Raw genomic sequence first — 10,350 nt, forward strand, 5'->3', positions numbered from 1 at the left:
CACCCGTCCGCCGCTCTACTCGCAACCCGAAGGTCACTTTCGCGCTCGACTTGCATGTGTTAGGCACGCCGCCAGCGTTCATTCTGAGCCAGGATCAAACTCTCAGGTTATTACTATATAACCTTCTGCCCTACCCCATAAAGAATAGAGCATCTATCCTTACCTGTCCTCCTCATTCCTATAACTATCTACTTTGTCAATGAACTGAAATTTTTCTCTTTTTTTCGTTGTTGCGTTTTCACTCACGCAACGGAAGATGGACTATATAGATATCACCCCTGCTTGTCAACAACTTTTTTAAAAAAATATTTTTTTACATTAACATCTTGTAATTATTAATAAATACCTTTTGAAATTGCTTCTTTTATGGCACCAAATAAAATTTTTACCTCTGACTCTTCTATAATATAAGGAGGCATAATATAAATTAAGTTTAAAAATGGTCTTATCCAGACTCCTTTTTCCACAAAAAACCTCTGTATCCTGGCAACATCCACATTTTTATCCACCTCTACAACTCCTATGGCTCCAAGCACACGCACATCCTTAACACCATCCAACTCCTTTATATCTTCCATCTCTTGTCTCAATATCTTTTCAATTTGCTTTACTTTTTTATGCCAATTACTTTTTAAAAGGAGTTCTATTGATGCCAGGGCTACTGAGCATGCAAGGGGATTTCCCATAAAGGTTGGTCCGTGCATAAAGACCCCAGGCCGTCCCTCTGAAATTGTCATTGCCACATCCCTTGAACAAAGAGTGGCTCCAAAGCTCATGTATCCGCCAGTCAACGCCTTTCCTACACACATAATATCTGGCTCAACCGAGGCCAGAAAGCTCGCAAATAATTCACCAGTTCTGCCAAATCCAGTTGCAATTTCATCAAATATCAACAAAATATCATATTCTTTACATAATTTTTTCAAATTCTGTAAGTATTCCACATGGTAAAATCTCATCCCACCTGCGCCCTGGACAATTGGCTCCAAAATTACTGCTGCTACCTCTTTGTGGTGTTTTTCAATCAGTTTTTTTATATCAAATATGTCTTCATCTTCCCATTTTGCTCCATAGGGAATTTGAGGCTCCTTTGCAAAGTAATGTTTTGGTAAAATATTTCTAAAGATCTCGTGCATGCCAGTTACAGGATCACATACAGACATGGCACCAAAGGTATCTCCGTGATATCCCCGTCTAATTGTGATTAACTTAGACTTTTCTTCCCTTCCTTTAGAAATCCAATATTGAAATGCCATTTTTAATGCCACTTCTACTGATACCGAACCAGAGTCTGTAAAAAACACTGCATCCAAGGAAGAAGGAGTAATTTCAATTAATTTTTTTGCCAGTTTCACCGCTGGTTCATGGGTTATTCCCCCAAACATCACATGTGCCATTTTATTGAGTTGAGACTTTATTGCATCATTTAGCACAGGATGATTATATCCATGAATCACAGCCCACCACGAAGCCATGCCATCTATAAGCTCTCTGCCATCATATAGCTTTAATCTCACCCCCTTTGCTTCTTTAACAGGATATACTGGCAATGGATTTTTCATTGATGTATAGGGGTGCCAGATATGGTGTCTATCAAATTCTATAAGTTCCCTTAGATCCATAATATTACTCCCTTCAAAGTTTCTTCCATTAAACACCTAACATTCCCTCTACTATTTTTTAGGTGGTAATTACGCCCCGCTTAGAAAAATTGACTTTGGTGGTTCAAAACACAATATTTGACTTTACAAAAATCTTCTTTCCTTTAAAATGAGAAGGGTCTAGTCCACAATAATGGTTTAAACACTTATCTATTAGATAACCCTGAATCTTTAACATGTAATAAAGTTACCTTAAATTTTTTCCACCTCTAAATGTTTAAAAATTTTTGGATTATATATGGATTTATCACAGGTTATTTTATTTAAAAAAGGTTTATCAATAGATATAGATCTAACTATTAAAAATCAAAGTGAAAAAATCCAGCAAAAGAAAGATATACACTATTTGTGTAAGTTTTGCAAAACCAAGATTACTTCAACAAAGCATAAGATTAAAATAAATGGCAAATTCAAACATGTGTGCGCAAATCCACATGGATTAATATTTGAACTTGGATGTTTTTCAGATGGAAAAAATTTTATACATGCAGGAGAGCCCACCAAAGATTTTACATGGTTTCCTGGTTATGCATGGCAAATAGTTGTTTGTGCCACATGTCTTAACCATTTAGGATGGCTATATACGTCTTCAGAAAGTTCTTTTCTTGGCCTGATTCTCACAAATCTAATTGAAGAGAAAAATTAATTTTCTATTGCTTACAATCACACATCTTTCAAAAGGAGTTTACAATATTCCTGCGATATTTTTTTCTCGAGGGATTCTGGAACCAGACCCCGCAAAGATTTTTTTTCTACGGCCTTTTTTCTTATCAAAGAGCTACTTATCTCTAGCCTTGGGATTTCAATATAATGTATTTCATACTCCCCCACTTGCCAAACAAAGTTCTGGTTTGTTTTTGCTGAAAGATTTGTTTCAATAAAAAATTGCAAATTCTTTAGATCCCCTTCCCTCCTTCCAACTACGATAAAATTACATAAATCAAAAAGATGTCTCCATTTATACCACTTAGTTAAATGGGTTATTTCGTCTCCTCCAATAACAAAATAGAGATCATCTCCAGGGTATAGTTGTTTTAATTCTTCTATAGTAATAACTGTATAAGAAGGGGTGCTCCTCTTTGCTTCAATTGTATTTATCCTTAAAAAGGAAATACCATTTATTGCTATTTTTATAAGCTCTACCCTTTTCTCAAAATCAAGTAATTTTTCATCCAATTTATGGGGAGGGCGAGGAGCTGGGATGAGTTCAACAAAATCAAGATCCATTTGTTCTTTTGCTTCAATGGCCACCCTTATGTGGCCATTGTGTATGGGATTAAAACTTCCTCCAACAAATCCTATTTTCATATTCTCTCCAAAAAGTGATAAACTACCTCTAAGTCCGTATTTGTCCATCTCCAAAGGCTACAAACTTGGTGGATGTTAACTCTTTTACTCCCATTGGGCCATATGCGTGTAATTTTGATGTACTGATACCAATCTCTGCACCAAGTCCAAGCTCGCCTCCATCATTAAATCTTGTGGAAGCATTAACAAGCACCAGTGATGCATCTACCTCTTTTAAAAACTTCATTGCCCTTTGATAATTATTTGTCAAAATGGCCTCTGTATGATTAGATCCATATAAAGATATATGCTCCTGGGCTTCATCTTGATTTGCTACCACTTTAACTGCCATCTTAAGTTCTAAAAATTCATATCCAAAATCTTCTTCTTTGGCTTCTTCAGCCCACTTTTCAAGATATTTAAAAGACTTTTTATCTGCCTTAAATAAAACTCCAACTCCTCCAAGCTTTTCACCTACCTTTGGTAGGAGGATAGGCGCTATTTTTTCATGAACCAGTAAGCATTCAAGAGCATTACACACACCAGGTCTTTGAACCTTTGCATTGTAGATTATCTCTACTGCCTCATCTATATCCACATCTTCATCCACGTATATGTGACAAACACCTTTGTAGTGTTTTAAAACAGGCATCTTTGCACCATCTACCACTGCTCGAATCAGCCCTTCTCCGCCTCGTGGGATTATCACATCAATATATTCTTCTAATTTGAGCATTTCTGAGACTGCGGCCCTGTCAGTTGTGGGAATAAGTTGCACTGCATCTTCAGGCAGACCAGCCTCTGATAAGGCCTTTGAAAATAGCTTAGCCAGGACCTGATTTGAATAAAATGCTTCAGATCCGCCTCTTAAAATTACTGCATTTGACGCCTTAACACACAAGATCCCCGCATCAATTGTAACATTTGGCCGAGATTCATAAATCATCCCAATAACACCCAAAGGGATCCTCATTTTACCAACTAAAAGACCGTTTGGCCTTCTCCACATTGTTTCAATTGCCCCTACTGGATCTGGAAGTTGAGCAACTTCCATACAACCTTTCCTCATGGAATCTATGACCTTATCTGAAAGGGTTAACCTGTCTATTTTTGCGCTGCTAAGTCCCATTTTCTCTGCCAGTTCCAGATCCTTTTTATTTTCCTCTTGAATATACTTTTTTTCAGCCTCAAGCATGTCAGAAAGTATTATTAGTGCCTTGTTCTTTTTTTCAGTTGATGCCTTGGCCATTAATTTTGATGCCTTTTTAGCCCTCTTTCCAATATCTAATACTAAGTTCCTTATATCAGGCATAAAATTCCCTCCCATGTTGATTTTTAAAGGATTATTTTATCCCCATGATGAGGGATAAAAACGTTTAGGTCGTTAAATTTATCTTTGTTTTTCTCAAAATAAGAGACAATACTACTTCTTGCATCTCTTTGCATATGAACTGCTGCAAAGCTCTTAGCACCTTCTTTTCTGGCAAAATCAATACAATCTATAAAATTTCCATGTCCATAGATATCCTCATCAAGCAAGAATGTTTCTTGAACCAAAAGGTCACAAGCCTTTGCTATTTCAAAACAACCTTCTTTCGGTGGTCCATCGCCACTATAATAAAGAACTTTTTCGCCATCTGAGATCCTAACTCCTAGGTTAGGCTGAGAGTGCCCAGTAGCGGCTACAGCAAATTTAATTTCCTCTATTTCTTTTTCTTCCCCCTCTACTAACTGGTGAAATATATAATCAAAGGAAATCTTGTCTGCCAGGGTTGGAAATGCAAGCTTCATAGAAGACCTTACTACATAGTCGACTCCTTTCTGGCCAACAAAGTGGAGGGGCTTAATTCTACCCTGTTCCCAAAATCTCAGCAAAAGAAGTGGCAGACCCAAAAAATGATCCCCATGGAAGTGGGAAATCCAGATTATGTCCACCTTGTTTACGTCTTTTTCATATTTAAAAAACTCATGGGTCACACTAAAACCGCAATCAAGCAGCAGTGTCTTTTGATTTCCAGTGTATAAGAGCAAAGATGTATTTGGATATTTCTCATCACACGCCTCACCAACTCCTAGAAAAATCACCTCCATACCCTTCTCCTTTGACTTTTAACTCTATATAAATTACTTTGACCTTTTTTTTAAAAGAGGTTAAAAAATCTCCTCAAAAACTTAAATTTCAAAATAAACTACACGGAGGTAAATTCAAATGCAAGACAAAAAAAAGAACAAACTCTCTATTCCAATAGAGGAAGAAATTGCAAAAGAGGCCATGCCTATTGTTGAAAAAATCATCTCTCATTTGAGGGAAATTGTCATAGCTGTGGGCGTAGTTGTTGTGATTGCAGCTGGGTATTCTGGATACAAATGGTATACACAAAATAAATTAAATAACATCAAAAAAGAACTTGGTTCTATATTGCTTTTAAAAGAAGATAACGAAAAGATATCTAAACTAAATAAATTACTCAAAGAGGCTCCATCACAAGCAAAACAGGCGATTAGACTTCAGCTTGCCAAGTTATACATAAAGACAAAACAATATGATAAGGCAGTTTCTATGTTTGAAAAAGTTGCAGAAAACAGTGATGATCTCAATGTAAAAGTAATTGCAAAGATAGGAAAAGCCAATTGTTATAAACTGATGGGGAAAAAGACCGAGGCCCTAAAGATACTTGTGAAATTAAAAGACAATCAGGAATATGCACAGATAGTAACAATGGAGATTGCAAGATTGGCAGAAGATACTCAAAATATAGATCAGGCCTTATGGGCATATAAAAAATTAAAATCAAGTCTTGGAGTAAGTGATCCAAATGGGTTATTCTATCAATATAAAATAGCTCAACTAGAGCAAAAATTACAAAATCAAACAAAAGGAAAGTAATTATGAAACACATATTGCTGGACTCAAAATCAGGAGAAAAACACCTCTTATTGGGTAATGAGGCAATAGCCAGGGGTGCAATTGAGGCGGGAGTTGGTTTTGTTTCAGCCTATCCTGGGACACCATCCTCTGAAGTACCAGATACATTTTATAAATTATCTCCCTATGGAGACTTTTATTTTGAATATTCAGTAAACGAAAAAGTCGCCCTTGAAGTTGGGGGAGGAGCAGCCTTAGCAGGTGTGCCAACCCTGGTTTGCATGAAACACGTAGGAGTAAATGTTGCTGCTGATCCCCTTATGAGCCTTGCATATATTGGTACACCTGGGGGGCTGGTTTTACTTAGTGCAGATGATCCTGGCTGCCATTCAAGCCAGAACGAACAGGATAATAGATACTATGCACGACTAGCAGGTCTCCCCTGTTTTGAGCCTTCCACTGCCCAGGAAGCAAAGGATATGACCAAAGAGGCATTACTTTTATCGAGAAAGTGGCAGCAACCAGTTATGCTAAGGACCACAACAAGGATAAACCACTTAAGAGGACCAGTTGTATTTGGCGAAAAGAAACAAGTACCTGAGGCTGAATTTAAAAAAGACCCATTTAGATTTGTTCCCTTACCAGCAATAGCCCGACTAAGGCACCCTATCCTCTTAGAAAATCTAGAAAAAATAAGAAAAGAGATAGAAAGCCATCCTTATAATAAGGTCAGAATAAAAAGCAAATTGGGAATAATTGCCAGTGGGATTTCAAGGGCATATTTAAATGACGTGTTAAATGATTTAGATCTCTTCGACGAAGTATCTGTACTGGAGCTAGGCATTACATATCCTTTAGCTGAAAAAACCTTACTTGATTTTCTTTCTCAGATGGAAAAGGTCTTGGTTTTAGAGGAGTTAGAGCCTATTTTAGAAGATAGTGTAAGGGTAATTTGCCAAAAAAACAATTTAAACACAAAAGTCTATGGAAAGGATGAAAATCTTACAAGACTCTTTGAATATTCCACAAAAAAAATAGAAACTGCTATCCTCAAATTTCTTGAAAAACCCAAAAGCAAAACCAAAGGATGTGAAGAAGAAAAGGAACTTCCTGGAAGACCCCCAAACCTGTGTGCAGGATGTCCCCACAGGGCAGTTTACTACTCTGTTAGAAAGGTTTTTGGAGATGATGCAATTTATGCAACTGATATTGGCTGTTATACCCTGGGATTTTTACCTCCACACAGGGCATGTGACTTTTTATTTTGCATGGGATCCTCTATATCTGGAGGATCTGGTATGGCACGGGCCACAGGAAAAACTGTAATTGGTTATATTGGGGATTCCACATTTTTCCACTCTGGATTAACTGGACTTGTAAATGCAGTTCACAACAACCACAACTTACTGGTAATTATATTAGATAATCAGACCACTGCCATGACTGGACATCAGCCACATCCAGGTGTTTTAAAAACACCACTCGGAGATAACAAAAGCAGGGTGGATATTGAAACAATTGTTAAGGGATGTGGTGTTACGCATGTTGAAAAGGTAAACCCATTAAATCTCAAAAAAACCCTTTCTGTATTACAGAAATTTAAAGAATTATCTGGAGTTAGAGTCATAATTGCTGAGCAGCCATGTACACTCTTTGCAGCAAGAGTACTTAAGAAAAAAAATCTTACTTATGCATATGTTGAAAAACAACATGAAGAAGTTGAAAAATGCTTAAAAGAACTTGCATGTCCTGCTTTTTATAAAAAAGATGGGAAAATTTTTATAGATGAAAGTCTATGTTCTGGGTGTATGTTTTGTGTACAAATAACCAACTATATAAAAGCCAAAAAAAGGAAATCATAATGGGAAAGATGAGAATATTTTTAGCAGGGGTTGGTGGACAGGGGACCCTGACTGCAACTAATTTAATTTCTTTAATTGCCCTGGATAAGAATATAGAGGTAACATCTGGTGAAATCCATGGCATGGCACAGAGGGGAGGAATCGTAGAGTCCACTGTGCTTCTTGGAGGGTATTTAAGCCCTAAAATTGACATTGGAGAAGCAGATGTTTTATTGGGATTTGAACCAGTAGAAACCCTACGTGCGCTTAAATACCTAAAAAAAGGGGGAACCATTGTCTGGAATACAGAACCAACCTATCCTGTTGGGGTGTCAACTGGCATGGAAAAATATCCTGAAATGGATTATATTGAAGAGAAAATAAATCAATGTGCACAAAATAGCTATAAACTCTCATGTATAGAATTAGCAAAAAAAGCAGGCACAACAAAGTGTGCCAATATAGTCCTTTTAGGCGCTTTTTTTTCTCTAAATGAGTCCCCTTTTACTTTAAATGACCTAATTGATGGCATAAAAAAGCATATGTCTCCCAAAATACAGGATATAAATATTAAGGCAGCAAAACTTGGCAGCGAGGCTATTAAATAATCGTTATTGCACTTATGCAAAAATAATGGATGGGAGGTGATAAAAATGCCTGTATATGAATTTTATTGTGAAAATTGTCATATGATATTTAATTTCCTTAGCAAACGCATAAACACAAAAGACACCCCCATCTGTCCCAAGTGCAAAAACAAAAACATGAAGAGAAAGGTATCTATCTTTTCAGTAATTTCTTCTTCAAAAAAAGAGGATGACAATGGGGACATGGATGACCCAATTTCAAGGATGCTCTCTCAGGTAGATGAGAAAAAACTTGAAAGTGCCATTGCTTCTCTGGCTAATCAAGCTGATAAAATAGACGAGGACAATCCAAAAGAGATGGCAAAAATCATGAAAAAACTATTTGAAACAACAGGCCTTAAAATGGGTGGGGCAATGGAAGAGGCCCTAAGACGACTAGAAGCAGGCGAGGACCCTGAAAAAATTGAAGAAGAAATGGGCGATCTATTTGAAGATGAAAATTCACTCTTTGATCTTAAAAAAACAAAGATCTCAAAATTGTTGCCTCCTAAAGAAGACGAAACCCTGTATAATATGGATGACTATATAATAAATGAATAAAAATAAGAGATTAAATATTGGCCATCCTCATAGAATTTACGGAGTATTTTCAATTATAAAAAGAGGAAAGATAGGGGCAGGACATACTCAGAAGAAAAGCAGTCACAATTTGTTATTTTTTGCGGAAGAACAAGAAGATGGCAATATATCTCTTCAGCCAATAAATAAGAATTTTGTTCCTTCAGGGCCAAAGTCTTTTATTTCCAAAGAAGAATTCCTTCAAAACTTCATACCTGAACCTGATATATACATGAACAAAGTCTATCCAGCAATAAGAGAATTACAAAAGACTATTGCAAGAGGAGAAAGGTATAGAAGAAATAAAAAATACTATAGCGCTGAATATGAATTTAAAAATGCACTTAGAATTGATGAAGAAAATATTAGAGCCACTTTTGGACTTGGACTTACCTATTTGGATAGGGGAGATAAAGAAAAGGCCAAATTAGTTTTTAAAAGGATTTACAATTTAAATGCTGCCTTTGAGAGGGAACATAAACACCTGTTCAATGAATTTGGCATTAAAATGAGAAAAAATAAAATGTATAAAGAGGCTTTAAAGTACTACCTTAAGGCTTATAGACTGGAAAAATGGGACGAACATCTTTTTTTTAATATTGCCAGAGTATTGTTTGAATTAGATAAGTATAAACAGGCTCTTAAATTTGTAAATAAGGGACTCGTTATAAATCCTAATTTTAATGAAGGAATTAAATTAAAAAAAGTTATTGAAAAAAGATTACAAAGTCAAAATCCTACATGTGGGATGGTAAAATGAATGATAGATTCTTTGGAGAGTATTTAGTATCAAAGGGACTAATAGATGAAAACACATTGAACGATCTTTTAAATGAACAGATACAAAGAAATAAAAAAATAGGAGAACTCTGTGTTGAGAAAGAACTTTTGTCTGCAAAGGACGTAGAAAAGATCATTCAAATTCAACAAATGGAAGATAAACCTTTTTGTGAAATTGCAAAAAAATTAAATCTTCTTACTCAAAAACAAATTGACGAGATTTTATTTTTGCAGGATGTAAAACATGTTCATCTTGGAGAATTACTTGTAGAGAAAAAAATAATCTCTTTTGAAGAGTTATCTCCCTTTTTAGAGGAATATATAGAGATAGAGCGCAAAAGAAATAATTACTTAAACGAATATATTCAAAGGGTTAATAGAAAAAGGCTAAAATTAATTATAGATGTTATCTCAAATTATTTTTTAAGAATTAGACACGAGATATTAAAACCTCTTTATGTAAATAAAAAAATAATTAACTTAGAATTAACGCCTATTTTAAAAATCACAATATACAACAAAGAAAAAAAGATATTCCATCTAAAAATTTTTGGTGGATATGAGATTTTAGATAATTTTATTAAAATTACTAAAAATTACCTCTCAAATAAAAACATAAAATGTCACGTAGAAAATGTAAATACACTTGAAGGTATTAAAATAGAAAACAATATAGTATTTTATTCTTCTGGCGGGAACATGGTTATTTT

Annotated in this window: 11 protein-coding genes and 1 rRNA gene; 7 read left to right on the forward strand and 5 right to left on the reverse strand. The window is 35.5% G+C overall.

The features are described from left to right. Together ACY2V1_RS10275 and bioA are read right to left on the reverse strand one after the other, a co-directional pair. Nucleotides 1-110 (reverse strand): 16S ribosomal RNA (locus tag ACY2V1_RS10275); the annotation flags it as partial. 225 nt (nt 111-335) lie between these two features. Then, nucleotides 336-1,622 carry an adenosylmethionine--8-amino-7-oxononanoate transaminase gene (gene bioA / locus ACY2V1_RS10280; RefSeq protein ID WP_461834706.1) on the reverse strand — a complete coding sequence of 429 codons (1,287 nt, stop codon included), beginning with the start codon at nt 1,620-1,622 and terminating at the stop codon, nt 336-338. Between the two features lie 277 nt (nt 1,623-1,899). Between bioA and ACY2V1_RS10285 the strand changes: the two genes are divergently transcribed. After that, nucleotides 1,900-2,307, forward strand: a complete 408-nt coding sequence (locus tag ACY2V1_RS10285) for a cereblon family protein (RefSeq protein ID WP_461834707.1) — start codon at nt 1,900-1,902, stop codon at nt 2,305-2,307. Nucleotides 2,308-2,324: 17 nt separating this feature from the next. On the opposite strand, the gene nadD is transcribed toward ACY2V1_RS10285, so the two are convergent. Genes nadD through ACY2V1_RS10300 form a run of 3 tightly spaced genes read right to left on the reverse strand, consistent with a single transcriptional unit; the run spans nt 2,325 to nt 5,039 of the window. Further along, entirely contained in the window at nt 2,325-2,969 is a 645-nt protein-coding gene (nadD, locus tag ACY2V1_RS10290) for a nicotinate (nicotinamide) nucleotide adenylyltransferase (RefSeq protein WP_461834708.1), read from the reverse strand. A gap of 28 nt (nt 2,970-2,997) precedes the next feature. Then, the gene (locus tag ACY2V1_RS10295) at nt 2,998-4,260 is read right to left on the reverse strand and encodes a glutamate-5-semialdehyde dehydrogenase (RefSeq protein ID WP_461834709.1); all 1,263 of its coding nucleotides are present in this window, start codon (nt 4,258-4,260) and stop codon (nt 2,998-3,000) included. A 23-nt stretch (nt 4,261-4,283) separates the two neighbouring features. Then, on the reverse strand, nt 4,284-5,039 hold the full coding sequence (locus ACY2V1_RS10300; RefSeq protein WP_461834710.1) for an MBL fold metallo-hydrolase: 756 nt from the start codon (nt 5,037-5,039) through the stop codon (nt 4,284-4,286). A 118-nt stretch (nt 5,040-5,157) separates the two neighbouring features. Here ACY2V1_RS10300 and ACY2V1_RS10305 point away from each other — a divergent pair, with 118 nt between their 5' ends. From ACY2V1_RS10305 to ACY2V1_RS10330, 6 genes are all read left to right on the forward strand, one after another. After that, nucleotides 5,158-5,835, forward strand: a complete 678-nt coding sequence (locus tag ACY2V1_RS10305) for a tetratricopeptide repeat protein (RefSeq protein WP_461834711.1) — start codon at nt 5,158-5,160, stop codon at nt 5,833-5,835. A 2-nt stretch (nt 5,836-5,837) separates the two neighbouring features. Further along, on the forward strand, nt 5,838-7,676 hold the full coding sequence (gene iorA / locus ACY2V1_RS10310) for an indolepyruvate ferredoxin oxidoreductase subunit alpha (protein WP_461834712.1): 1,839 nt from the start codon (nt 5,838-5,840) through the stop codon (nt 7,674-7,676). Then, nucleotides 7,676-8,263 (forward strand): indolepyruvate oxidoreductase subunit beta, encoded by a 588-nt coding sequence (locus ACY2V1_RS10315; RefSeq protein ID WP_461834713.1) that lies wholly within the window; start codon nt 7,676-7,678, stop codon nt 8,261-8,263. The genes iorA and ACY2V1_RS10315 overlap by 1 nt, the downstream gene beginning before the upstream one ends. Nucleotides 8,264-8,308: 45 nt before the next feature. Continuing rightward, entirely contained in the window at nt 8,309-8,842 is a 534-nt protein-coding gene (locus tag ACY2V1_RS10320) for an FmdB family zinc ribbon protein (protein ID WP_461834714.1), read from the forward strand. Next, a complete protein-coding gene (locus ACY2V1_RS10325) occupies nt 8,835-9,620 on the forward strand; it encodes a tetratricopeptide repeat protein (RefSeq protein WP_461834715.1) in 786 nt (261 codons plus the stop codon). Before ACY2V1_RS10320 ends, ACY2V1_RS10325 begins: the two co-directional genes overlap by 8 nt. Next, a partial coding sequence (locus ACY2V1_RS10330) for a cyclic di-GMP-binding domain-containing protein, MshE-related (RefSeq protein WP_461834716.1) occupies nt 9,617-10,350 on the forward strand: 734 nt, incomplete at its 3' end. The genes ACY2V1_RS10325 and ACY2V1_RS10330, both read left to right, overlap by 4 nt.

This window comes from Desulfothermus sp. (assembly GCF_053993635.1).

Bases quoted from the DNA above. Each gene is read 5' to 3' on its own strand.
- nadD (WP_461834708.1), bottom strand. From the start codon at position 2,969: ATGAAAATAGGATTTGTTGGAGGAAGTTTTAATCCCATACACAATGGC.
- bioA (WP_461834706.1), bottom strand. From the start codon at position 1,622: ATGGATCTAAGGGAACTTATAGAATTTGATAGACACCATATCTGGCAC.
- ACY2V1_RS10325 (WP_461834715.1), top strand. From the start codon at position 8,835: ATGAATAAAAATAAGAGATTAAATATTGGCCATCCTCATAGAATTTAC.
- ACY2V1_RS10320 (WP_461834714.1), top strand. From the start codon at position 8,309: ATGCCTGTATATGAATTTTATTGTGAAAATTGTCATATGATATTTAAT.
- ACY2V1_RS10295 (WP_461834709.1), bottom strand. From the start codon at position 4,260: ATGCCTGATATAAGGAACTTAGTATTAGATATTGGAAAGAGGGCTAAA.
- ACY2V1_RS10315 (WP_461834713.1), top strand. From the start codon at position 7,676: ATGGGAAAGATGAGAATATTTTTAGCAGGGGTTGGTGGACAGGGGACC.
- ACY2V1_RS10305 (WP_461834711.1), top strand. From the start codon at position 5,158: ATGCAAGACAAAAAAAAGAACAAACTCTCTATTCCAATAGAGGAAGAA.
- ACY2V1_RS10285 (WP_461834707.1), top strand. From the start codon at position 1,900: ATGGATTTATCACAGGTTATTTTATTTAAAAAAGGTTTATCAATAGAT.
- iorA (WP_461834712.1), top strand. From the start codon at position 5,838: ATGAAACACATATTGCTGGACTCAAAATCAGGAGAAAAACACCTCTTA.
- ACY2V1_RS10300 (WP_461834710.1), bottom strand. From the start codon at position 5,039: ATGGAGGTGATTTTTCTAGGAGTTGGTGAGGCGTGTGATGAGAAATAT.